Genomic DNA, 23,440 nt, shown 5'->3' with positions numbered 1-23,440 from the left:
CAAAAACGGTTTTTTCTATAAAAACGTCATTTGGCTCTGTATACTGAAAGAAAGAACTTGCTTAGAGAGAAGGAGGCGGTTATCAGTGACAAAACCTGTCGTGCTTAGCGTGTACGGGGCAGAAACCGTTTGTGCGAGCTGTGTCAATATGCCGACGGCCAAGGATACGTACGAGTGGCTTGAGGCCGCGCTGAAAAGAAAATATCCAAATCAGCCTTTTGTGATCCGCTACATCGATATTCATGATCCGCCTGATATGAAACATGCGAAAGAGCTTGCGGAAAAAATCAAACTGGATGAGTATTTTTATCCGCTTGTGCTTGTAGAAGACAAAATTGTTGGTGAAGGCAGCCCGAAATTAAAAGACGTGTATGAGGAAATGGAGAGGCACGGGTATACAGAAAACCGCTGACAGCATCAGCGGATTTTCTTTCTTATTAACCGTTATGGTGTTTGTACATCCACAGCAATCCGGATTTCAGCATACGCGGGACACGGCCGATCAGCGGGCGGTCAGCAACAAGACCGAAGCCGGCTTTTTTACCAAGTGAACCGAGAACGCCTTTCAGCTTGAACTGCGGCATTGATTCAGGAAGGGCTTCTCCATTCCAGCGTTTTTGCAAAATTTGGACAATCTGCTCTGCTTGAGCCTCTGCCAGCTGGGCGCTCGGTGCATGAGGAAGGCTGGCGCAATCACCGACAACATACAGATGTTCATCACCAGGAAGATTGTGATGAGGCGTTAATACGACGCGCCCTTGTGCGTCCTTCTCCACATCTAAGTCTCTGACGACCTTGTTCGGCTGTATGCCGGCTGTCCATACAATGGCGTCTGCAGGAATTGCATCATCGTGATTAAACACAACACCTTCTTCTACCTTTGTGATATTTGCCCTGTTAATAATGCGGACACCGTGCTCTTCGAACCATTTTTGCACATATTTGCTTAAACGCTCGGGAAAGCTTGATAAAATAAGATTGCCGCGGTCGAACAAAATAATGTTCAGGTCATCACGGCTTTCTCTCAATTCACTTGCAAGCTCAACGCCGCTAAGGCCTGCTCCGACAATGGCGACAGTGCTATTAGCACTCAGATTATTCAGCTTTTGGTAGGTTTCGCGGGACTGATCGATGGTTTGAATGCTGTAGGTGAATTCATGTGCTCCCGGCACGTTGTGGTATTTATCCTCGCAGCCGAGCCCGATCACGGCGTCATCGTAAGAAATCGGTTCGCGATCTTGGAACAGCACTTGTTTTTGTGCAATATCAATTGATGAGATATCACCATATTGGACATCTAGACGTGGATGTTCCGGGAATGACACTCTAATGTGATGATCAGAAATTGTGCCTGCGGCAAGGGCGTAATATTCTGTTTTCAAGCAGTGATATGGATTTCTGTCAATTAACGTAATGGAAACATCATCAGGCAGCTGGTTTGGCAGTAAGCGATGAAGAACACGCATGTTCCCGTAACCTCCGCCGATCAAGACCAATTTTTTCATTTGAATTCCCCTTTAATCCGAAGAGTATGATAGATACAGTGAAAAAAATATGAACTATGTAAAATAACATCTAGAATTATATCGAATTTGACCTAAAATCACAATGATAGTTTCAAAATAACCTACAAATTAGTTTGAAATCATAAATTAGTAAAACGTTATTCATTTAATGATATGTTACAATAATGAAATGCGAACAATCCGCTATCTTTGACGAATGGTGAAAATTTCGCGATAATGGACAGATGTGAGGTGAAACCGCATGAATCCAATGATTGAATTTTGTGTCAGCAATCTGGCTCACGGCTCGCAGGAAGCCCGGGCGATCTTGGAAAAGGATCCAAAACTGGATGTCCTTGAATATGGCTGCTTAAGCTACTGCGGGACATGCATGGAGTCGCTTTTCGCTCTTGTAAACGGAGAAGTCGTCAAAGGTGAAACGCCTGAGGAGCTTGTTGAGAATATATATACATTTATTGAGGAAAATCCAATGTTTTAAGAGAAAGGGTCTGACAGGCCCTTTTTTTATTTTGCCGTACATAGAGAACCAAAAAATGTGTAGACATCAAAAAATATTATTGTTATCGTATAAAAGATATTTTTTTAATAAAATTTAAGAGGTGTACGAGTATTCATGGATGTTCTGTGGGGACTGCTGGGCGCAGTTGCGATCGTTGCTATCGCGTTTTTATTTTCAGAAAAGAAAAGCAATATTAAGATAAGAACAGTCATCGTTGGTTTATGTATACAGGTGGCGTTTGGATACATCGTGTTGAAATGGGAAGCGGGGCGCGCTGTTTTTTTATGGTTTTCAAGCCGTGTACAGCTTCTGATTGGTTATGCGAATGAAGGCATCAGTTTTATTTTTGGGCCGCTTCTAAAAGTCGGTGACAGTCCGGCTTTTGCATTAAGTGTCCTGCCCATTATCATTTTCTTCTCAGCACTGATTGCAGTTTTATATCATTTGAAAATCATGCAGCTTATTTTCCGTGTTATTGGCGGAGGATTGTCGAAGCTTCTTGGGACAAGCAAAACGGAATCTCTTGCGGCTGCTGCTAATATTTTTGTAGGACAATCTGAATCTCCATTAGTGATCAGACCCCTGATTGCCGGGCTGACGCGCTCTGAATTGTTCACGGTGATGACAAGCGGCCTGTCAGCTGTTGCTGGGTCAACCTTGTTTGGGTACGCTCTTCTCGGTATTCCGATTGAATACTTGCTTGCGGCGAGCTTTATGGCTGCTCCTGCAGGCCTTGTCTTTGGTAAATTGATTATACCCGAAACAGAAAAGCCGCAAACCGTTAAAAGCGACTTCAAAATGGATGAAGGTGAAGGCGCAGCCAATGTGATTGACGCAGCTGCAAAGGGAGCGTCAACCGGACTGCAAATTGCCTTAAACGTTGGAGCAATGCTGCTTGCTTTCGTTGCATTAATCGCCGTAGTAAATGGTATTCTCGGCGGCGTATTAGGCTTGTTCGGCTTAAAAGACGTTACATTAGAATCGCTCCTTGGCTATGTGTTTTCTCCGATTGCCTTTTTGATTGGCGTGCCTTGGCATGAAGCGTTGCAAGCAGGAAGTTATATCGGCCAGAAATTGGTACTGAATGAGTTTGTCGCTTATTCTAATTTCGGTCCGCACATCGGCGAATTTTCTAAGAAAACGGCTACGATTATCAGTTTCGCGTTATGCGGATTCGCCAATTTTTCATCCATTGCGATTATGCTCGGTACGCTTGGCAGTTTAGCGCCGAGCCGCCGTTCGGATATCGCTCGTCTCGGCCTGAAGGCTATTCTTGCGGGAACATTAGCCAATCTGCTCAGTGCAGCGATTGCCGGCATGTTTATATCATGATAAAAGCTCCTTGCGAAATCGCAAGGAGCTTTTATGTATGAAAAACGGGGGATAATGGTATTGTGTCCGTTTAGAATAGCTTTTATACTAAGTAAAAGAAAAAAAGTTGGAGGCACTTATGAACTCATTTCGTTTTACCAAAATGCACGGCTTGGGAAACAGTTATATCTATGTGAATCAATTTGAAGAACAGCTTCCAGAAGAAAAACTGTCTGAGATTGCGATTCAGGTTTCTTCTGTTTATACAGGGATCGGTTCCGATGGGATGATCCTTATATGTCCTTCAGATCAAGCGCCTGTCAAAATGCGGATTTTTAATAATGACGGGTCTGAAGGGAAAAACTGTGGCAATGGCCTGCGCTGCGTCGCAAAATACGCGTATGAGCAAAAGCTCGTTGAGGAGACATCTTTTCTGATTGAAACGCTCTCCGGCCTTGTAAAAGCGGAAGTTCAAGCAGAGAACGGGGAAGTGAAAATGGTCACTGTTGATATGGGCGAACCGCGCCTGACAAAGGCTGAGCTTCCAATGCTTGACGGCGGGGAAGAGCATATGATTAATGAAACGATGGCATTTGGTGAAGCTGAACTGACAGGCACTGCCGTTTCAATGGGAAATCCCCATATCGTTTTCCCGATCGCTGATATTGAACAAGCGCCTTTAACGACATTGGGGCCGGTGATTGAAAAAGATTCGAGATTTCCAGAAGGTGTCAACGTGGAATTCGTCGAAACCGTAAATGAACATGAACTGCATTTCCGCGTCTGGGAACGGGGATCAGGCATTACGCAGGCATGCGGGACAGGAGCATGTGCAGCGGCCGTCGCATCTGTGTTAAATGGCGTATCGAAACGAAATCAGGACATCACTGTGCATTTAGCGGGCGGAGATTTGGTGATCAACTGGAAAGACAACGGCCATGTCATGATGACAGGACCGGCTGAAACCGTTTGTGAAGGTGTCTATTTTTTGTAAACACCTTGTTTGAGAAATGAACCGATCAAGTTTATAATAAAAGACAGCATCCAGTTTTTAAAAGGAGGTTCACAAAGATGAGCAACCCGGTAACAATTACAGAAGCAGCAGCTTTGCATATAAAAGATATGATGAAAGAGCATGAAGAAGAAAACGCGTTTCTGCGTGTCGGCGTCAAAGGCGGCGGCTGCAGCGGACTTTCTTACGGCATGGGCTTTGAACATGAAAAGGGCGAAAAAGACAGTATGTTTGATCAGTACGGCATCACCGTGCTCGTTGACAAAGAAAGCCTTGACATCATGAACGGCACTATCATTGACTACAAAGAATCCATGCTCGGCGGCGGCTTTACTATCGACAATCCAAACGCCATCGCTTCATGCGGCTGCGGTTCTTCGTTTAGAACAGCGACGAATACAGGTACCCCTGAAGAGTGCTAAGCGCTGAATCTGCAACCTGCAATGAATCGTAAAATTTATTCATAACGCTTTTCTTATCGATAAATCATCGTTAAGAAAGGCGTTTTTTGCAGAAAAAAACACCCCAGGCTAGGCTAAGGATGTTCGCTTTTCCATTTTTATCTCGTTTTAAAGCTATTGACAAAAGTTTCACCGTCGTTCTCTGCGTTCACGATAAGCTGGGCACTTTCACTGATACGCTGAGCAATGGCCTTTTGCGCTTTTCCCTCGAAGCTGTATAAAAGAGCTGAATAAACATCGTTTAATTCTTCCTGCAGCGAATTCATTTCGAACTTTGGTTTAAGGTTTTTTCGAACCGTCTCAAGATTAGTATTTGCCACTTTCGTCATGCCTGTTTTTAACATTTGACGCTGTAGCTGTTTTTTCATTGGATCATCTTTATGTTCTAAAAGGTTATCTAATGTCGGCATTGCTTTGTCACTCCTATAATCTCAGCCAATTGGCAAGCATCTGATCTTTTTCCTCAAAATCGTCGGCGATTTTATTCAAACAGCAGCTTTTCTTTCATATGATCATACTTATATGCATTTCTGCTTAATGAATAATATGTGCTATCCGATAAATTTGGAACTTTTATGTTTTTATTCATGCAAAACCTCGCAAATTTTAGTGTGAAATGGTGTTGGAAGGATGAGTTGTTTTGAAAAAACACCTTATTATTATAATTTTGGTAATTGTAGCAGTCGGAGGTTTTATTGTGAAGAACAACGCCCAGCATAATGAAGGAATTGAAGAATTTAAAACTGCGAAAATACATATGGGAAAATTTTTGAAGGCAAATTACGAAGGCATAGACAGCGTTCAGTTTGAGGATAGATATGAACCAGATCCAATGGGCGGTGTGCAAGTGTTTGGGTATTATAATCAAGACAAAACCAACAAGTTCGATGGTATCTACGATCCGACAAATAATAAGATAATGAGCCATAGTGTTGATGCAGTTATGAAAAAAGAGTGCCGAGACAAAGATTGCGAATACTAAAAATAGACGCCAACGAAGGTGTCTATTCTTCTTCTAAGATTTTAATTTGTTTCTATAAATCCAAAATCCGGCTTATATAAAAGTAATCTCGATCATTGATATTAACATATCGATTTTCTAAAATAAGTATGACGCCTCAAAGTTGATGTGAAATGAAGATAATAAAGGATGAGATGATGAAAAAAACCATAATGCTCCTAATCTTTGTTGTCATTGTAGCATTAGGAGGCTTTTACATGAAGTATCAACACGATAAAGATGAAGCAGAACAAAAACTTTTTAACCAAGCGAAAGATAAAATGGAAAACTATATAAAAGCTAATTACAGCGATATAAATCAAATTACATACTATAATAAGTACAAAATAAATCCTATGGGAGGCATTTCTGTAAAAGGGTATTTGAATGGTAATAAGGAAAAAGAATTCTTTGGACTCTATGATAAAACGACTGACGAAATAGGGGTTTCATCAGTCGATGCAGAAGAGAAGCCGGAGTGTCAGGAGAAAGAATGTGAATATTAACTAGACGCCTTTGTTGGCGTCTAGTTTTCATTTGGAACATGCCCGTTGGCTCATTCTGTAATATGCTTCCTCCGTAAGACACGAAGTCCTAATTTTCCTGCTTACAACACCTTTCATGTCATGTAAAATAATGAAGGGAAAGGGCTGATCTTTTTGGGTAAACACCTTATGATTCCACTATTAATAATGGTAATTGTTGCGGGACTGATTATGAAGCATCAATATAATGTGAAAAAGGTAGAAAATGATCTTTTTGAAAAGGCTAAAAATAAAATGACTGAATATCTTCATAGTGAATATAAGGGTATAGAGAAAATTTCTTATGACGGGGATTATTTTATTGACTCAACTGGTGGAATTACCGTCGAGGGATACCTTAATGGCGATAAAACCAAAGAGTTTGATGGCCTATATGATCCTGTTAATGACAAAATAGGAAGCTCCTCTGTAGATGCAAAAGAAAAATCTTAAGACGCCTAGATGGCTTCTATTTTTGTATGATTCCTTCAATTGCCTCGGATATCTTGGGCCACTTCTCTAAACCGCGAGCTATATGCATACTTTTGCCTGCTATTGTCGCGTATGCTTCATATGTATGATTGGCTTCAAAAACGCTCACTTGTAAATCCCTCTCTCCTTCAAATAATTTGTTATGATTTATCCTCAAAATCCGAGTTGTAAAGAATAATGTCTTTGTTACTTTTATACATCGCCTCTTTATTTTTGTAAAATAAGACAGGGAGGGGGCGATTTCCAAATTTTAATAATCATAGCAGTTGGAGGTTTTGTTATGAAGCACCAGCATGATCAAAAAGAAGCAGAGGCAGAACTTTTGAACAAAGCTAAAGAGGAAATGGAAACATTTATAGAAAAAATTATCAGGACATAAACCAAATCCATTTCTCTACTTCTTACAAAATAGATCCGATGGGTGGAATAACAATAGAGGGTTATCTTAACAGTGATAAAAACAAAGAATTCTTTGGTACATATGATAAGGCTAACGATGAGATAGGTATTTCGTCAGTAGACGCAGAAATGAAACCTGAATGTCGAAATAATATATGGAAATAAATTAGGTCATGATGTTTTTCTTTTTTATCTCTCATTTGCTTTTAAAAATATATTCTTCGCCGGAAAAGGTGATTCTATGAAAAAATACATTCTTATCCTCATGACAGTTATTGTAGCAGTTGGGGGATTTGTAATAAAAAATATGAATGATCATGATAAAAAGGAACAGGCAGAAGAGGTAAAGATTGCCCAAGAACGAATGGAGACATTTATTAAAGCAAATTATGAAGGAATACATACCGTTACATTTCAAGATAAATATGAAACAAATCCAATGGGTGGGATAGAAGTATTCGGATATTACAACGGTGATCCTTCGAATACATTTGACGGTATGTATGATAAGGCAAATGACAAGATAATGGGACATACCATAGAGGCGATAAGAAAAAAAGAATGCAGGGACAAGGATTGTGATGACGAAAGGTGAATATCTGTATATACAAAAGCATCCAAATCTGGATGCTTTTCGTGTGTTAGTGCTTATCCCCATTAAAAATCGAATTCTTCACAACTACATAATCCACATTGCGGATCGCGTCAAGCTTTGTTCCGCCTGCATAAGAAATAGCAGATTGCAGATCCTGCTCCATTTCAATCAGCGTATTTTTGATTGAACCTTTATGTGCCACATGCATTTTCTTGCCTTCTACATTTTTCTTTTCGCCTTTTTGAAATTCAGAGGCTGAGCCGAAGTATTCTTTGTAGAGCTTTCCGTCTTTTTCGATCGTGTGGCCCGGTGATTCTTCGTGTCCGGCAAATAGTGAACCGATCATGACCATTGTGGCGCCGAATCGGATTGATTTTGCGATGTCGCCATGGGTGCGGATGCCGCCATCCGCGATAATCGGTTTGCTGGCTGCTTTGGCACACCAGCGCAGCGCCGCTAATTGCCAGCCGCCTGTACCGAAGCCGGTTTTGATTTTCGTAATACATACTTTTCCCGGACCGATGCCGACCTTAGTGGCATCCGCTCCAGCGTTTTCAAGCTCTCTGACTGCTTCCGGCGTGCCGACATTGCCGGCAATGACAAAGGTGTCTGGCAAATGCTTTTTGAGGTGCTGAATCATCTCGATGACAGCATTTGAATGTCCGTGCGCAATGTCAATTGTCACATATTCGGGAGTGAGATTTTCTTCCGCCAGCTGGCGCACAAACTCGTACTCCTCATCTTTGACGCCCACGCTGATAGAAGAGAATAATCCGCGTTTGTTCATATCTTTAATAAAATCAATTCGTGTTTCAGGTTCAAATCGGTGCATCACATAAAAGTAACCGTTTTCGGCTAATTGAATGGCCAGCTTTTCATCTATAATCGTCTGCATATTGGCAGGAACGACGGGCAGTTTGAATGTCCGTCCGCCTAAACGTACAGATGTATCACACTCTGAACGGCTGTTCACAATGCATTTCGCAGGAATTAGTTGAATATCTTCGTAATCAAATACGTTTTCCACTGATTTCACTCCTAAATACGAATGTTTTAAAAATAATTAATCAAAATGTTCGCCTTGTATAATGTACTCTGTTTTATTTAAGATGTCAAACGTTTTTGTTTGCTGCAGGTGTATTCAAGTGCCAAAGCTTGTCATGCACAGTGAGTTTGGGTATGATAGTTTCAACGAATAGTCTTAAAGAGCGAATAAAAATGCGAATGATATACGTTCAGCAAAGCTTGGTTGTTCTGCACCAGGCTTTCTTTATGACAGGGACATGTGAAAGGAGCGAGTGAGATGACGCAAAACGAAGAAAAAACACCGAAATCCCAAAAGGTCCAAGACCGTATTATTATGGCGATGATCTGGATTGTCGCAGCCCTTGTGATTGCGCTGGTCCTTGGAACTGCGTTGAATTATATAAATATCTTCAAATAAAAAAGGAGCTGTGTCGCTGACACAAACTCCTTTTTTTATTATTTATTTTCAAAAAGACTTGTTGAGTGAAGAGGCTGTACGCGTGCTTTTGGATCCATGTAAGCCTTGGCGTTGTTCACTGCTGTCGGCGCCTCACCGAAGCCGCTTGCAATTAGATTGACTTTTCCTTCGTATGTGCATATGTCACCAGCGGCAAAGAAGCCTTCGATGTTTGTTTCCATTGTGGATTTCACGACAATGGAATTTTTCTCGATCTCCAGACCCCAGTTTTTGATCGGTCCAAGAGATGAAACGAAACCGTAGTTAACGATTAAGTCATCAATTTCTAAAATCTCTTTGCGGTCGCCTTTCACTTCTTCAAGTACAAGCTGATCAATTTTGTCTTCTCCGATCAGCTCCGCAGGAACGAATGGTGTTAAGACATTTACCTTCGACGCATGAAGGTTTTCTACACTGTGTTCGTGCGCGCGGAATTTATCGCGGCGGTGAATGATGGATACTTCTTTTGCGATGGGCTCAAGCATAAGTGCCCAGTCAACCGCTGAATCTCCTCCGCCGAGAATTGCCACGCGTCTGCCGGCGAATTTTTGCAAATCGTCAACGAAGTAATGGAGGTTTTTGCCTTCATACTGCTCGGCATTTTCAAGCTCCAGCTTTCTCGGTTTGAATGCGCCGTTTCCTGCAGTAATGATGACTGTTTTAGAATAATGAGTTTCTTCATTTGTCACAAGCTTAAACACGCCGTCTGCTTGTTTCTCAACAGATTCAACCGCTTGCTCCAGACAAATGGTTTGGTCGAATTTCGCCATTTGCTCTTTTAGGTTATTAATTAGCTCCTGTGCGCGGATTTTCGGGAAGCCGGCTACATCGTATATATATTTTTCAGGGTATAGGGCGCTAAGCTGTCCGCCGAGCTGAGGCAGGCTTTCAATGATTTTGACGCTTGCCTGTCTCATGCCTCCGTAAAAAGCGGTGAATAAGCCGACCGGTCCCCCGCCTATAACTGTAATATCATAAACCTTTGTATCCTCTCGCATACGAAAATTGCCTCCTAAATGAAAATTGTTATTAATTATACCATATTGCCGTTAAAATTGACGAGTAAGCGGCAAAAATCATAAGTGTATGGCGTGCGCATTCTTTCTTGAAAATATTTCCGCAGACCGATACGATAAGAACCAAATGATTTGATCTTTTTCTGAATGTTTCCTGAGCCAGCCGGATAGATATGATAGTAGTGCTCTGGGTGAGGATTCGCAAAAAACTTATCAATATATTTCATAAAATCCTGCCAATAAGCTGAAGCTAACACAAAATGATGATTTTATTATTCGTCTAACAAAAGCAAAAAAAAGAGAAGGTGGATGTGATGGCATTGAATAAGCCCAAAATCGTGATTTTAGGTGCAGGTTATGGCGGATTGATGACGGTAACAAGGCTGACAAAGTTTGTCGGGCCGAATGATGCTGATATTACGCTTGTGAATAAACACAATTATCATTATGAAACGACGTGGATGCATGAGGCGAGCGCGGGTACGCTCCATCATGACCGCTGCCGTTATCAGATAAAAGATGTAATCAATCAGTCGCGGGTCAATTTTGTACAGGATACCGTAAAGTCGATCAATATTGATGAGAAAAAAGTTGTGCTTGCGAATGGAGAGCTGCAATACGATTATGTAGTGATCGGGCTCGGTGCTGTGCCCGAAACGTTCGGTATTAAAGGTCTGAAGGAATATGCGTTTCCAATTGCCAATATCAACACGTCGCGCTTGTTGCGGGAACATATTGAGCTGCAGTTTGCGACTTACAATACTGAAGCGGAAAAACGGCCGGACAGGTTAACGATTGTGGTCGGCGGAGCCGGATTTACGGGAATTGAATTTCTCGGCGAGCTGGCGGCCCGCGTGCCGGAGCTTTGCAAGGAGTATGATGTTGACAGAAGCCTCGTGCGCATCGTTTGTGTGGAAGCGGCGCCGACCGTTTTGCCTGGCTTTGATCCTGAGCTTGTCGATTATGCTGTGCATTATTTGGAGGAAAACGGGGTTGAATTTAAAATCGGAACGGCTGTACAAGAATGTACACCAGAAGGAGTCAGAGTCGGGAAAAAAGATGAAGAACCAGAGCAAATCAAATCACAAACCGTTGTATGGGCGGCAGGTGTCCGCGGCCATCCGATTGTAGAAGAAGCCGGTTTTGAAAATATGCGCGGCCGGGTTAAAGTCAATCCTGACCTCCGCGCACCCGGTCATGATAACGTCTTCATTCTTGGCGACAGCTCGCTGTTTATGAACGAAGAGACAGAGCGCCCGTATCCGCCGACGGCACAAATTGCGATGCAGCAGGGAATAACGGTTGCGAAAAACATTGGGAGGCTCATTAAAGGCGGAGAGCTTGAGCCATTCAAGCCGGATATTAAAGGAACGGTTGCTTCTCTTGGCGAGCATAACGCGGTTGGGGTCGTTTATGGCAGAAAGCTGAAAGGCACGCCGGCTTCGTTTATGAAAAAAGTCATCGATAACCGTTCGCTGTTTATGATTGGCGGACTCGGACTCACGCTGAAAAAAGGAAAGTTCAAGTTTTTCTAAAAACCCGCTCTCCGCGGGTTTTCTTTATTGAAAAACGGCAAAATAAAAAGAAAACGAGAGAAAAAGACGTATGTTTACGCTTACATCAAAAGATTTGTCACATGATCTGACTTTATTGTTGACAGCTTGATATGTTATATTATCAGAAAATTTAGAAAAAAGGGTGATGGTGAGATGAAAACTACAAAGACAACCGCTTCACACGCCTGTCCATTTTGCTCGGGAAAAGGGTATTTCCAATTAATTCTCGGCGGTTCAGAGACTTGTCCGTCATGCCAGGGGACAGGAAAAGACAGTCATTCTTTTTCCAGCCGTTGACTTTATTTCTGCCCCCGCGTTACACTAAAAACAACGCAGGGGGTGGGTAGATTGATTAGTTTGCCAGTCGTAATCATCTCAATTGTTTTGTTTTTTGTCTTATTTTTTGGAATCGGTTTCTTATTAAACATGCTGCTGAGAATGTCTTGGATTATGGCTGTGATTTATCCGATTGTATGCCTTTTCATTATCAGCAAGGAAAAGCTGATCAGCTATGTTCAGTCGCCTGGAGAATCCTTTGCTGCCCTGTTTCAACGTGCCGGATCACTAGCGGCCGCCGATGTGCTGATTTTAGCCAGCGGTTTAGCAGGCGCCATCGTCTCTGGTCTAGCGATCAACATGCTCAGAAAAAGAGGATATCAAATGTTTTAAGTGCCGCTTTCTTCTAAAGAAAGCTTTTTTTGTCTTTCTGTTCATTCACCATGCTGAATATGGCTCTCTCCAATTGGGAACAATGTTTCGGGAGAGGTGAATGATGTTGAAGATGATCAGACGTTTGCTGATGGCCTGTTTATTTCTGCTTGCATTTGGCACGACTTTTTTATCAGTATCAGGAATCGAAGCGAAGGACTTGTCAAAATGGGTGCAGGAACATCAAGAAAGATCCTTGAAGCATGCAGGACTGACATTAAAAGCATTGCAGCAGAAAAAAACAAAAACCACGTCCGCGGCTAAGATTAAAACAAAACCGTTAGAAGAAGCATTTGACTGGGACGAGTATCCGGTCCAAAGAGTAACAGCGACAGGCTACACAGCAGGAGCTGAATCGACGGGAAAAAAGCCCGGCGATCCATTATACGGGCTTACATACTCAGGTGTGAAAGTGAAACGTGATTTATACTCCACGGTTGCTGCTGACCCATCCGTTTTTCCGATCGGCACGATCTTATTTATCCCGAACTACGGTCTCGGCGTTGTGGCTGACACAGGATCGGCTATTAAGGGAAACCGCCTTGATCTGTACTTTGAAACCGTAAAAGATGTGTACAATAAATGGGGCAAAAAAGATCTTGATGTATATGTGATTAAAAAGGGAACGGGAAAGGTTACCGAGGACGAGCTTGAGAAGCTCAATGAAACAAAATCGTTGCAGGTGTTCAGAAATCAATATAAAGCTGTGAAAGAATAAAACGCTCCAGCAAAAGCTGGAGCGTTTTTACATAAAAAAGTAAGCAAGTATCAATGCTAGTAAAATGCCTGTTAACCCGCCGAAAAAGACCTCGATCGGCTGATGTCCGAGCAGCTCCTTCAGCTTTTTTTGCTTTTCTTTATTTTCGGCTTTTGGGAAGTCCTTTGCTTCATTTACGAAGCGGTTAAAATCAATGACAAGCTTATTGATGACTGTGGCCTGTTCACCGGCGTGACGTCTGACGCCAGTTGCGTCAAACATAGTAATGACGGCGAAAATGGCAGAAACCGCGAAGAGAGAGGAATCTAATCCATGCTCCAAGGCGACGGCAGTAGAAAGCGCAGTGACCGCTGCGGAGTGAGAGCTTGGCATGCCGCCTGTGCTTGTGACCAGTGACCAGTCCAGCTTTCTGGACACGATAAACTGAATGGGCACTTTAACGACCTGAGCAAAAATAATCGCGGTCAAGCTTGATAATAAAGGAAAATTTATGAAAAGTTCCATCGGCGACATCCTTTCTATTTAAAAAATCCTTCGTGTTTCAAAAGAAAAAAACAAGTCTTAGACTGTTGTTTGATAAAATAAGTGTAATGGAAAGAATGTTTTTCCTATTATACCATTGTTCATTACAAATACCCATTACGTTAGGAGTGTAAGCCTATGTTTTATGCGATTCAACAATTAGAGCATACAGAAACCCTTGTCGTCGGGCTTTTTCAAAAAAGCCAGCTGACAGGAAAAGCATTGGAAATTGATGACGTGCTGGAAGGCCATCTGACACAGTTTTTTGAAAGATGGTGATGTCTCATCGAAACCGAATCAAGTATCAAAAGTATTCCCCCCATCTTCTGCGGGTATGAAACGAATTTATTTCGTTGGTCTTGGAAGAGAAGCCAATTATTCGTTTGAACAGGCGAAAGAACATTTTGCCCATGTGTTTCAAGCTATTCATAAAGACCGAAAACAAGAAGTAACGGTTCTGCTTGATACGTTTATTTCGGAAGATGTGCCTCCAGCTGATGCCGCTCATGCTTTAGCTGAAAGCTGTTTGCTGGCTTCCTATGAGGTAAAGGATTATAAGCACAAATCGAATGAGCCTGCTAAGCAAATTGAAGCTGTGTACGCCGTTACAGATGAAGATACACAGGAAGTGCGGGGAGGACTTCGCGTCGGTCAGGCCTATGGGCAAGGGACAAATTCAGCAAGAACGCTTGTGAATATGCCGGGGAACATGCTGACAGCCACCGATCTTGCTTCTTATGCAGAGGAGCTTTGTGCGAAATATGATTTTGAGTGTGAGATATTGGAGAAATCAGAGATGGAAGAGCTCGGTATGGGCGGAATACTTGCGGTAAACCAGGGATCGACTGAACCGCCAAAAATGATTGTGATGAAGTATCAGGGCAAAAAGGAATGGGAAAACGTCGTGGGACTTGTCGGAAAAGGGATTACTTTTGATACAGGCGGATACTCCATAAAAACGAAATCCGGCATTGTAGGCATGAAATCTGATATGGGAGGAGCAGCCGCCGTTTTCGGTGCGATGGAAACGATCGGAGAGCTTCGCCCTGAGCAAAACGTGCTGGCGGTTATTCCGTCTACCGACAACATGATCTCCGGCAGTGCGATGAAGCCTGATGATGTCATCGTATCATTAAGCGGAAAAACGATTGAAATCCTCAATACGGATGCTGAAGGAAGACTTGTGCTAGCTGATGGCATTACATATGCAAAACAGCATGGCGCGTCAGCTCTAGTTGATGTGGCTACACTTACCGGCGGTGTTGTTGTAGCATTAGGAAAAGAAACAACCGGCGCTATGACCAATGATCAAAGCTTTTATCAGCAGGTAGCTGATGCTGCACAAGAGTGCGGCGAGGCGATCTGGCAGCTGCCGATAACAGAGAAGGATAAAAAGCGTGTGAAAAGCAGCCAAATGGCGGATCTCAGCAATTCGCCGGGACGCGAAGGGCATGCGATTATGGCTGGAACATTTCTTGGTGAATTTGCTGAAGCAACGCCTTGGGTTCACCTTGATATTGCGGGTACTGCCACATCGAATAAAGCAACCTGCTTTGGTCCATCCGGAGCCACTGGCGTCATGGCTAGAACACTGGCAACACTGGCGGAGCGATTTACATTGGACGAAGATAAAAACGTATAATGTGACATGCCTGCTGCCTTCAACAGCAGGCATGTTTTCTTCTGAAATCTTTAGTTGACTAAAGCGTGTCGATTATGATACGATACCTCCATACTTTATTTATCTACTACATTAGCAAACTAAAGGATTTTTGGAGGGGTATCATGAATGCAGTCGTTATCGCAGTGCTGCTTATGCTTGTTTTAAGCCTGCTGCGTGTCAATATTGTTATCGCATTAATTATAGGCGCCTTGGCCGGCGGATTAACAGGCGGGCTTGGTCTTGGCGAAACCGTCAAAGCTTTTACAGACGGTCTTGGCGGAAATGCCACCGTTGCCGTCAGCTACGCCATGCTTGGCGCGTTTGCTGCGGCTTTAACAAAAACAGGTCTTCCGGACGCAATGGTGGAAGCGTCCGTTAAATTAATCGGAAATAAAGAAGACACTCGTAAAAAAGCACTGTCCAAAGTGCTGATTGTGCTGATTATTTTAATGATAGCTTGTTTTTCACAAAACGTGGTTCCGGTTCACATCGCCTTTATCCCGGTGCTGATTCCGCCGCTTTTGAAAATCTTTAATGAACTTGAAATGGACCGCCGTCTGATTGCGTGTGTGATCACATTCGGTTTAACGGCGCCTTATATTTTAGTGCCGGTCGGTTTCGGACAAATCTTCCAGGGTATGCTGAAGGACAATATGGCTGATGCAGGGTTAACCGTATCTTTAGGTGATATCCCGTACGCTTTAATGATTCCAGTTGGGGGTATGGTCGTAGGTCTGATTTTGTCAATCATCGTATTCCGTAAGCCAAAGACATATGAAACAAAAGAAATATCCGGTGCAGCCGCTTCTCCCTACACGAAAAAAAGCCTGGCTATCGCGGCTCTTGCCATCGCAGTGTCACTAGGCGTCCAGCTTTATTTATCGCAGACTTTGGGAGTAGAAGGAATGATTATGGGAGCGCTGGCAGGTCTGGTTATTCTGTTTGTCAGCGGTGTGATGAAGCGTGATGAGGCGGACTCACTTATTACAGATGGTATGGTTTTAATGGCCTTTATCGGCTTTGTCATGCTCGTTGCAGCCGGGTTTTCAAATGTATTGACGAAAACCGGAGATGTTGAGGCACTAGTGAAAACAGCGGCTGGCATTATGGGACACAATCAGTCACTAGGTGCATTGCTGATGCTTATTGTCGGCTTGTTCATTACAATGGGGATTGGATCTTCTTTTGCGACGATTCCAGTTATCGCAACCATCTTTGTGCCTCTATGTATGCAGCTCGGTTTCAGTCCGATGGCGACGATTGCGATTATCGGAGCGGCTGCTGCGCTTGGCGATGCCGGTTCACCCGCCAGTGACAGTACGCTTGGACCGACTTCAGGGTTGAGTGCAGACGGCCAGCATCACCACATTTGGGACACTTGTGTGCCGACATTTCTCTTTTACAATATCCCGCTTATCCTCTTTGGCTGGATTGCGGCGCTTGTTTTATAAAGACAAAGGCTTCCCTTTACCGGGAAGCCTTCAGCGTGTCGACAAACCCTTGCGTTCGTTGTCGGGCCTGCGCGTCGGTGCTCACGAATTAGAACATTCGCTGTGCTCCGATGCTCGCCCTTCCTAGACTTCAAGGGTTTTCAATCACGCTGAAAAGATAACAAAATCCTAAAAGGTAAACCGTTTTAGGATTTTGTCAACAATCGGAAGGCTTCCCTTTACTGGGAAGCCTCTTCTCGTTATGATAAAAAACCGTCCAAAAGAACGGTTATGTGGATGATATGTGATTTCTGTTAAAGCCGGTCGCTTTATGGATCGAGCGGTAGAGCGCAGGAGCGATAAACGTCAGTATCACAGCCAGCGCTGTGTCCTTTACCATAAACCAAGTCATATACCCCCAAGCTGTGCTGTAGCTTACTGGCGTATGAATCCACAGCTTCAGTGCAAGATACGTATAGGTCGTGCCGATAATATACATGATGGCTGTTCCGATAAGTGAAGCTATCAAAAATTGAGTTTTGCGAGGGTGAATTTTGCGTTCTAAAAACCATCCTGCTGCAAATGCTGCCGGAATGTATGAAAGAATAAATCCGCCGCTTTGACCGACAAATGGTGCAAGGCCGGCTGAAAACTTAGCAAACACGGGCGCTCCAGCCAATCCGACCATCGCATAGACGATCATGGCAATCGCTGCTCGTTTGCTGCCGAGAAGCAAGGCCGCCAAGAGACAGAAAAAAGGCTGCATCGACAGCGGAATACCGGCCACTTGAAAAAAAGGTGCCACTGATGTAATGTTGGCGCCAACGGCCATAAGCGCGGCGAACATGCCGATCAGAGCCATATCTCCCGCGCGAAGTGGATGTCGTTTCATTGTTGTTCCCCCTTAGGTTTACATACACAATCATAGCGTAATAAAGAACATAAAGATTGTCAACATGAATTGAAAAAGGTTAACAAAAGGAGGATTCTGTATGTATTTCGGAAAAACAAAGCAATCCGATCAATCGGGAAGAGTGCCGCCAAACCAAAATGTTACAACTTCATTTCCTGTACTTCATACAGGAAGTGTCCCATATTACGAGGATTTAGCGAAATGGAATCTTCAAATATACGGATTGGTTGACCATCCCATGCTGCTAAGCTTTGAAGATGTCAAAGCCTTTCCTCAGCACGAATCGAAAAATGATATCCACTGCGTCACTGGCTGGTCAAGGCTTGATAATGTGTGGCAAGGCGTAAGGGCACGTGATATCGCGGAAAAAGCGGGTGTGAAAGAAGAAGCGGGCTACGTCATTTTACATGCGGAAGAGGGCTGGACCACTAATCTGCCGCTTGATGATTTTTTGGCTGACACTTCGCTTTTGGCTTATATGCATAATGGTGAACCTTTATCGCCTGAACACGGCTTCCCGCTGCGAGGCGTGTTTCCGCATCTATATTTTTGGAAAAGCGCCAAGTGGCTGCGCGGTATCCAATTTACGAAGGAGAACCACCCTGGCTTTTGGGAGCAGAACGGCTATCACATGAGAGGAGATCCTTGGCAAAACCAAAGATTCACATGGGATTAAAGTTCTGTTTTCAGCAGGGATAATGTCATGTTTGTCAAGGCTTGATTCCGCTATTGATAGTCTTAAGGTACCTTATTCGATGAAGGTGCCTCTTTTATTTGGGAAAAAGTTGACTTTCTTTGGATAAGAACCTATTATTTGAGTTATATAATTGATAGTGAAAATCATTATCAATAATTACGGTTTATTTTTAGGAGAGGAATGTCGTACTGCATGAATGAGAAAACAACAGACTGGGCTAAAAGCGGAGCACAAAACGCGTTTATCATTCCTGGTACAGAAGTGCGGAAGATGTTTTCACGAGATGAAAACCGTGCCTATCAAATTTTCATCTCGAAACCATGTACGTCTCCGCCGCCCACTGGTTATCCGGTTATTTATCTGCTGGATGCCAATTCTATCTTCGGAACGATGGCTGAAGCCGTTCGAATACAAGGGCGCCGTCCTGAAAAAACTGGCGTGATCCCTGCTGTGATCGTCGGTATCGGCTATGAAACAGCAGAACCATTCTCCTCAGCGCGTCACCGGGATTTTACGATGCCGACAGCTCAATCAAAGCTGCCGAAAAGGCCTGACGGAAAAGCTTGGCCGGAGCATGGCGGAGCAGAGGGCTTTTTCAGATTTATTGAGGAAGAGCTGAAACCACAGATAGAACGAGATTATCCGATTGACAGAAACAGACAAACAATCTTTGGGCACTCGCTTGGCGGGCTGTTTGTGTTGCAGGTTCTATTATCAAAGCCGAATGCGTTTCAAACATATGTCGCGGGGAGTCCATCCATCCATTGGAATAAACCGTTTATTCTCGAGAAAGCGGACCATTTCGCCTCGCACTTCAAGAAACACAGCCAGCCTATCAATCTCCTGCTTGCCGCAGGAGAATGGGAGCGGCATCATAAAAGCCGAATGATTGATAATGCAAGGGAGCTTTACGAGCGGCTGGGCGCTTTAACGGAATATGGCGTCCGAGCAGATTTTTGTGAGTTTTCAGAAGAAGGGCATATTTCAGTTCTTCCTGTTTTGGTCAGCCGGGCGCTTCGTTTTGCACTTCACCCCGACGGACCGCATCTATCAATAGGCTGAGACTTCCTCAGCCTTGTTTCTAAAAATAAAGGATTCATCATTGAAATTATATTTGACTGTCACGTGACATTTGGATATGATTATTTTTATAATTGATAATGATAATCATTATCAATTAATGGTGTGAGGTGCAAAAGTCTTTTCCACCGGCTATCCGTTCGGCATCAAAAGTAAAGAAAGGAATTGATGATATGACTGAAATGGATATAAAGGGAAAAATTGCTTTGATTACAGGAGCTGCCCAAGGGATTGGTGAAGCTGTTGCGCGGACGCTGGCCGGCCAAGGCGCACACATTGCAGCCGTTGATTATAATCCTGAAAAGCTGGGACAGGTTGTGAACAGCCTTAAAGCGGAAGGCTGCGATGCGAATGCTTTTGCCGCGGATGTAAGGGACAGCACGGCGGTTGACGAGACCACGGCGCGCATTGAGCATGAAATCGGGCCGATTGATATTTTAGTAAATGTAGCGGGAGTCCTTCGCCCCGGACTGATCCATTCACTCAGCGATGAGGAATGGGAAGCCACGTTTTCAGTGAATTCGACTGGCGTATTTAACGCCTCGCGTTCAGTCAGCAAATATATGATGGACCGGAGATCAGGTTCGATTGTAACAGTGGGATCAAATGCTGCCGGTGTGCCAAGGACATCAATGGCGGCATATGCCTCTTCAAAAGCTGCAGCTGTGATGTTTACGAAATGCCTTGGCCTTGAGCTTGCAGAATATAATATCCGCTGCAATATTGTGTCACCCGGATCTACGGAAACAGACATGCAGTGGTCATTATGGGCCGATGACAATGGAGCAGAGCACGTCATTAAAGGATCACTTGAGACATTTAAGACGGGAATTCCGCTCAAAAAACTGGCTCAGCCTTCGGATATAGCAAACGCCGTGCTCTTTTTGGTTTCCGGCCAGGCGGGGCATATTACGATGCATAATTTATGTGTCGATGGCGGCGCGACCTTAGGCGTGTAACTCAATTTAAAAGGGAGGTTTATGAGAATGTTGGAACAAAACGTGATATCACAAACCAAAGCGGACCATTTGCTTCATGAGTATCAGCCGGGTGCTTTTTTCTTAGCCTCTCCTCAGCGCGTCCTGCTGGCGAAAGGCGTATGTGAAATCGTGCCGAAAGTAGACGGGAATAACCAAATTGAATCCCTTTCTGTTCGGATAGCAGAGGCGCTGAATCAGGCAAAACACTCGGGACAAAGCCGTCCGCTTGTTGTCGGAGCCGTTCCTTTTGATCATATAAAAGCAGCGCGCCTCATTGTTCCTGAAGAAGTGCACTGGTCAGGACCGCTTCAATTTGACCGTGCGGATAAGGAACAGCAGCCTGAGCATACATACCACATAGAGCCTGTTCCTGCACCAGAGAATTATAAACATGGTGTCAAACAAGGTCTGGCGCTCATTGACAATGGGACACTCAGCAAGATCGTCCTATCTAGGTCATTGCATTTGACCTCGTCTGAACCGATTCAGACAGATGAACTGCTTCACCATCTGGCGCAGCATAACACACACGGCTACACGTTTGCCGCTGATGTGTCCGGCGAAGCGGAAACGGCTTCCTGCCGAACACTGCTCGGTGCAAGTCCGGAGCTTCTCGTTTCAAGAATGGGGACTCAAGTTGTTTCCAATCCATTAGCCGGGTCAAGACCTCGCAGTGACGATCCTGCTGAAGATCAGCGCAGGGCTGCTGAATTGCTTTCTTCCGCTAAGGATCTCCATGAGCATGCGGTTGTGGCTGACGCGGTTGTGTCCGCACTGCGTCCTTTCTGCCGGACGCTGGATGTTCCAGAGCAGCCTTCGTTGATCAAAACCGAGACGATGTGGCATCTGTCCAGTGTGATTAAGGGAGAGCTATCCGATCCGTCCGTGACCGCACTGGAATTGGCAGCTGCGCTCCATCCGACGCCGGCAGTCTGCGGTACACCGACTGAGCTTGCAAGAGAAGCGATTCATAGCATTGAACCGTTTGACCGAGGCTTCTTTACTGGCATGGTCGGCTGGTGTGACGATGCGGGTGACGGAGAATGGATTGTCACGATCCGCTGCGCTGAGGCAGAAGACCGCTCACTTCGTCTGTATGCAGGAGCTGGTGTTGTTGCCGGATCAAAACCAGAGGACGAGCTTCAGGAGACATCCGCGAAGTTTCGGACAATGCTTCGGGCAATGGGAGTGAATCACATATGATCAGAATGAATTGCTGGAGGGATACAACATGCTGAATGGATTTACTCCTTGGCCTGAAGAGTTAGCAGAGACATATCGGAAAACCGGCTGCTGGGCCGGTGAGACGTTTGGAGATTTGTTAAGAGACCGGGCTGCGAAATATGGCGATCGCATCGCAATTACATGCGGGAACACTCATTGGAGCTATCGAGAGCTTGACATAAGAGTTGATCGTCTGGCTGCCGGCTTTCAAAAGCTCGGCATTCAACAGATGGATCGTGTCGTGGTACAGCTGCCGAATATCGCAGAGTTTTTTGAAGTCATTTTCGCGCTTTTCCGTCTGGGAGCGCTCCCAGTCTTCGCATTGCCTTCACATCGAAGCAGTGAAATTACATATTTTTGCGAGTTTGCGGAAGCGGCAGCTTATATCATTCCCGACTCTTACTCAGGCTTTGACTACCGATCACTCGCCAGACAGGTTCAAAGCAAACTGCCGTCTTTGAAGCACGTTATAGTCGCAGGTGAAGCGGAGGAATTTTTGCCTCTGGAGGCGCTGCACACAGAACCTGAAAAACTGCCTGAAGTCAAATCTTCGGATGTGGCGTTTCTCCAGCTTTCTGGCGGAAGCACCGGCTTATCAAAGCTGATCCCGCGGACTCATGATGACTACATATACAGTCTGCGGCGGAGTGTAGAGGTCTGCTGGCTCGACCGCAGCACGGTGTACTTGGCAGCGCTGCCGATGGCACACAATTACCCGCTAAGCTCGCCTGGGGTTCTCGGCGTTTTATACGCTGGAGGAAGAGTGGTTTTATCTCCTTCTCCAAGTCCTGATGATGCATTTCCTTTGATTGAACGGGAACAAGTCACGATTACCGCTCTTGTTCCGCCCCTTGCAATGGTATGGATGGATGCGGCATCCTCACGCAGTGCCGATTTATCCAGCCTTCAAGTACTGCAGGTCGGAGGTGCTAAATTCAGCGCTGAAGCCGCACGTAAGGTGAAAGCAGTATTCGGCTGCACGCTGCAGCAGGTGTTCGGAATGGCAGAGGGGCTTGTCAATTATACGAGACTTGATGACCCTGAGGAAGTGATTGTCAACACCCAAGGAAAACCGATGTCTCCATACGATGAAGTACGCGTGTGGGACGATCAGAATCGCGACGTGAAACTCGGTGAAGCAGGACATCTGCTGACGCGGGGACCGTACACGATTCGAGGTTACTATAAGGCAGATGAGCATAATGCCACTTCTTTTACAGAGGACGGTTTTTACCGCACAGGGGATATCGTCAGGCTGACATCAGACGGCTATATTGTCGTTGAAGGCCGGGCGAAGGATCAAATTAACCGCGGAGGAGAAAAGGTTGCGGCAGAAGAGGTAGAAAATCATCTGCTGGCACATCCGGCTGTCCATGATGCCGCAATGGTTTCCATGCCTGACCAATTTCTTGGCGAAAGATCTTGTGTGTTCATTATTCCCCGGGATGAAGCCCCAAAAGCAGCAGAGCTCAAAGCGTTTTTGAGAGAGCGCGGACTGGCGGCATACAAAATCCCCGACCGGATTGAATTTGTCGATTCCTTTCCGCGGACAGGGGTCGGCAAAGTCAGCAAAAAAGCGCTTCGTGAAGCCATTGCCAAAAAGCTTCTTGCAGGATCAAAAAAATAACATA

General features: G+C 44.5%; 27 protein-coding genes and 2 pseudogenes. 22 read left to right on the top strand and 7 right to left on the bottom strand.

Annotated elements, in window-relative coordinates:
* The first annotated feature begins 85 nt into the window (after window positions 1-85).
* Window positions 86-412, top strand: coding sequence for a YuzD family protein (locus tag AAGG74_RS10305; RefSeq protein ID WP_162103440.1), 327 nt, complete (start codon window positions 86-88; stop codon window positions 410-412).
* Between the two features lie 25 nt (window positions 413-437).
* Here AAGG74_RS10305 and AAGG74_RS10300 read toward each other — a convergent pair whose 3' ends face one another.
* Complete coding sequence (locus tag AAGG74_RS10300) at window positions 438-1,505, bottom strand: NAD(P)/FAD-dependent oxidoreductase (RefSeq protein WP_162103439.1); 1,068 nt, start codon at window positions 1,503-1,505, stop codon at window positions 438-440.
* A gap of 262 nt (window positions 1,506-1,767) precedes the next feature.
* On the opposite strand from AAGG74_RS10300, the gene AAGG74_RS10295 reads away from it, so the two are divergent.
* The 4 genes from AAGG74_RS10295 (at window position 1,768) to AAGG74_RS10280 (ending at window position 4,770) form a co-directional block, all read left to right on the top strand.
* Entirely contained in the window at window positions 1,768-2,004 is a 237-nt protein-coding gene (locus AAGG74_RS10295) for a YuzB family protein (RefSeq protein WP_429675342.1), read from the top strand.
* Window positions 2,005-2,139: 135 nt separating this feature from the next.
* On the top strand, window positions 2,140-3,357 hold the full coding sequence (locus AAGG74_RS10290; RefSeq protein WP_429675341.1) for a NupC/NupG family nucleoside CNT transporter: 1,218 nt from the start codon (window positions 2,140-2,142) through the stop codon (window positions 3,355-3,357).
* Window positions 3,358-3,475: 118 nt separating this feature from the next.
* On the top strand, window positions 3,476-4,330 hold the full coding sequence (dapF, locus tag AAGG74_RS10285; protein WP_429675340.1) for a diaminopimelate epimerase: 855 nt from the start codon (window positions 3,476-3,478) through the stop codon (window positions 4,328-4,330).
* A gap of 77 nt (window positions 4,331-4,407) precedes the next feature.
* A complete protein-coding gene (locus AAGG74_RS10280; RefSeq protein ID WP_225493382.1) occupies window positions 4,408-4,770 on the top strand; it encodes a HesB/IscA family protein in 363 nt (120 codons plus the stop codon).
* Between the two features lie 137 nt (window positions 4,771-4,907).
* On the opposite strand, the gene AAGG74_RS10275 is transcribed toward AAGG74_RS10280, so the two are convergent.
* Entirely contained in the window at window positions 4,908-5,219 is a 312-nt protein-coding gene (locus tag AAGG74_RS10275; RefSeq protein WP_429675339.1) for a hypothetical protein, read from the bottom strand.
* Window positions 5,220-5,506: 287 nt separating this feature from the next.
* Between AAGG74_RS10275 and AAGG74_RS10270 the strand changes: the two genes are divergently transcribed.
* From AAGG74_RS10270 to AAGG74_RS10250, 5 genes and pseudogenes are all read left to right on the top strand, one after another.
* The gene (locus tag AAGG74_RS10270; RefSeq protein ID WP_429675338.1) at window positions 5,507-5,791 is read left to right on the top strand and encodes a DUF1433 domain-containing protein; all 285 of its coding nucleotides are present in this window, start codon (window positions 5,507-5,509) and stop codon (window positions 5,789-5,791) included.
* A 236-nt stretch (window positions 5,792-6,027) separates the two neighbouring features.
* Complete coding sequence (locus tag AAGG74_RS10265; protein WP_429675337.1) at window positions 6,028-6,315, top strand: DUF1433 domain-containing protein; 288 nt, start codon at window positions 6,028-6,030, stop codon at window positions 6,313-6,315.
* Window positions 6,316-6,525: 210 nt separating this feature from the next.
* A complete protein-coding gene (locus tag AAGG74_RS10260) occupies window positions 6,526-6,786 on the top strand; it encodes a DUF1433 domain-containing protein (RefSeq protein WP_429675336.1) in 261 nt (86 codons plus the stop codon).
* A gap of 319 nt (window positions 6,787-7,105) precedes the next feature.
* Window positions 7,106-7,389, top strand: a pseudogene (locus AAGG74_RS10255) (DUF1433 domain-containing protein).
* A 76-nt stretch (window positions 7,390-7,465) separates the two neighbouring features.
* Window positions 7,466-7,819, top strand: coding sequence for a DUF1433 domain-containing protein (locus tag AAGG74_RS10250; protein WP_429675335.1), 354 nt, complete (start codon window positions 7,466-7,468; stop codon window positions 7,817-7,819).
* Between the two features lie 46 nt (window positions 7,820-7,865).
* On the opposite strand, the gene guaC is transcribed toward AAGG74_RS10250, so the two are convergent.
* Window positions 7,866-8,846, bottom strand: a complete 981-nt coding sequence (gene guaC / locus AAGG74_RS10245) for a GMP reductase (protein ID WP_429675334.1) — start codon at window positions 8,844-8,846, stop codon at window positions 7,866-7,868.
* Window positions 8,847-9,122: 276 nt separating this feature from the next.
* Between guaC and AAGG74_RS10240 the strand changes: the two genes are divergently transcribed.
* Window positions 9,123-9,263, top strand: coding sequence for a hypothetical protein (locus tag AAGG74_RS10240; RefSeq protein WP_162103430.1), 141 nt, complete (start codon window positions 9,123-9,125; stop codon window positions 9,261-9,263).
* 38 nt (window positions 9,264-9,301) lie between these two features.
* Here AAGG74_RS10240 and yumC read toward each other — a convergent pair whose 3' ends face one another.
* Both yumC and AAGG74_RS10230 read right to left on the bottom strand, forming a co-directional pair.
* The gene (gene yumC / locus AAGG74_RS10235) at window positions 9,302-10,300 is read right to left on the bottom strand and encodes a ferredoxin--NADP reductase 2 (protein WP_162103429.1); all 999 of its coding nucleotides are present in this window, start codon (window positions 10,298-10,300) and stop codon (window positions 9,302-9,304) included.
* Between the two features lie 35 nt (window positions 10,301-10,335).
* The gene (locus AAGG74_RS10230; RefSeq protein WP_429675333.1) at window positions 10,336-10,545 is read right to left on the bottom strand and encodes a hypothetical protein; all 210 of its coding nucleotides are present in this window, start codon (window positions 10,543-10,545) and stop codon (window positions 10,336-10,338) included.
* Window positions 10,546-10,632: 87 nt separating this feature from the next.
* Between AAGG74_RS10230 and AAGG74_RS10225 the strand changes: the two genes are divergently transcribed.
* The 4 genes from AAGG74_RS10225 to AAGG74_RS10210 all read left to right on the top strand — a co-directional run bounded on the left by AAGG74_RS10225 (window position 10,633) and on the right by AAGG74_RS10210 (window position 13,300).
* Window positions 10,633-11,853, top strand: a complete 1,221-nt coding sequence (locus AAGG74_RS10225; RefSeq protein WP_429675332.1) for an NAD(P)/FAD-dependent oxidoreductase — start codon at window positions 10,633-10,635, stop codon at window positions 11,851-11,853.
* A 174-nt stretch (window positions 11,854-12,027) separates the two neighbouring features.
* A complete protein-coding gene (locus AAGG74_RS10220; protein ID WP_429675331.1) occupies window positions 12,028-12,171 on the top strand; it encodes a YuiA family protein in 144 nt (47 codons plus the stop codon).
* Between the two features lie 51 nt (window positions 12,172-12,222).
* A complete protein-coding gene (locus AAGG74_RS10215; RefSeq protein WP_162103425.1) occupies window positions 12,223-12,543 on the top strand; it encodes a YuiB family protein in 321 nt (106 codons plus the stop codon).
* A 100-nt stretch (window positions 12,544-12,643) separates the two neighbouring features.
* Window positions 12,644-13,300, top strand: a complete 657-nt coding sequence (locus tag AAGG74_RS10210) for a 3D domain-containing protein (protein ID WP_162103424.1) — start codon at window positions 12,644-12,646, stop codon at window positions 13,298-13,300.
* Window positions 13,301-13,327: 27 nt separating this feature from the next.
* On the opposite strand, the gene AAGG74_RS10205 is transcribed toward AAGG74_RS10210, so the two are convergent.
* Window positions 13,328-13,804: a divergent PAP2 family protein gene (locus tag AAGG74_RS10205; protein ID WP_429675330.1), complete on the bottom strand. Its 477-nt coding sequence runs from the start codon at window positions 13,802-13,804 to the stop codon at window positions 13,328-13,330.
* 156 nt (window positions 13,805-13,960) lie between these two features.
* Here AAGG74_RS10205 and AAGG74_RS10200 point away from each other — a divergent pair.
* Together AAGG74_RS10200 and AAGG74_RS10195 are read left to right on the top strand one after the other, a co-directional pair.
* Window positions 13,961-15,464 (top strand): annotated as a pseudogene (locus AAGG74_RS10200) (leucyl aminopeptidase).
* Window positions 15,465-15,607: 143 nt separating this feature from the next.
* Entirely contained in the window at window positions 15,608-16,936 is a 1,329-nt protein-coding gene (locus AAGG74_RS10195) for a Na+/H+ antiporter family protein (RefSeq protein ID WP_429675329.1), read from the top strand.
* Window positions 16,937-17,204: 268 nt separating this feature from the next.
* On the opposite strand, the gene AAGG74_RS10190 is transcribed toward AAGG74_RS10195, so the two are convergent.
* Window positions 17,205-17,807: a biotin transporter BioY gene (locus AAGG74_RS10190; RefSeq protein ID WP_162103420.1), complete on the bottom strand. Its 603-nt coding sequence runs from the start codon at window positions 17,805-17,807 to the stop codon at window positions 17,205-17,207.
* Between the two features lie 100 nt (window positions 17,808-17,907).
* Here AAGG74_RS10190 and AAGG74_RS10185 point away from each other — a divergent pair, with 100 nt between their 5' ends.
* The 5 genes from AAGG74_RS10185 (at window position 17,908) to AAGG74_RS10165 (ending at window position 23,436) form a co-directional block, all read left to right on the top strand.
* The gene (locus AAGG74_RS10185; protein ID WP_225493388.1) at window positions 17,908-18,504 is read left to right on the top strand and encodes a sulfite oxidase-like oxidoreductase; all 597 of its coding nucleotides are present in this window, start codon (window positions 17,908-17,910) and stop codon (window positions 18,502-18,504) included.
* Between the two features lie 213 nt (window positions 18,505-18,717).
* The gene (besA, locus tag AAGG74_RS10180; RefSeq protein WP_429675328.1) at window positions 18,718-19,587 is read left to right on the top strand and encodes a ferri-bacillibactin esterase BesA; all 870 of its coding nucleotides are present in this window, start codon (window positions 18,718-18,720) and stop codon (window positions 19,585-19,587) included.
* A 191-nt stretch (window positions 19,588-19,778) separates the two neighbouring features.
* The gene (locus AAGG74_RS10175; protein ID WP_225493390.1) at window positions 19,779-20,564 is read left to right on the top strand and encodes a 2,3-dihydro-2,3-dihydroxybenzoate dehydrogenase; all 786 of its coding nucleotides are present in this window, start codon (window positions 19,779-19,781) and stop codon (window positions 20,562-20,564) included.
* Between the two features lie 27 nt (window positions 20,565-20,591).
* Window positions 20,592-21,788 (top strand): isochorismate synthase DhbC, encoded by a 1,197-nt coding sequence (gene dhbC / locus AAGG74_RS10170; protein WP_429675327.1) that lies wholly within the window; start codon window positions 20,592-20,594, stop codon window positions 21,786-21,788.
* Window positions 21,789-21,816: 28 nt separating this feature from the next.
* Window positions 21,817-23,436 (top strand): (2,3-dihydroxybenzoyl)adenylate synthase, encoded by a 1,620-nt coding sequence (locus AAGG74_RS10165; RefSeq protein ID WP_429675326.1) that lies wholly within the window; start codon window positions 21,817-21,819, stop codon window positions 23,434-23,436.
* The last annotated feature ends 4 nt before the right edge of the window (window positions 23,437-23,440 follow it).

The organism is Bacillus mexicanus (assembly GCF_050445615.1).
GTDB lineage: Bacteria > Bacillota > Bacilli > Bacillales > Bacillaceae > Bacillus > Bacillus mexicanus.
The sequence above is the reverse complement of the archived record's forward strand: the minus strand, read 5'-3'. Positions and strand labels throughout refer to the sequence as shown.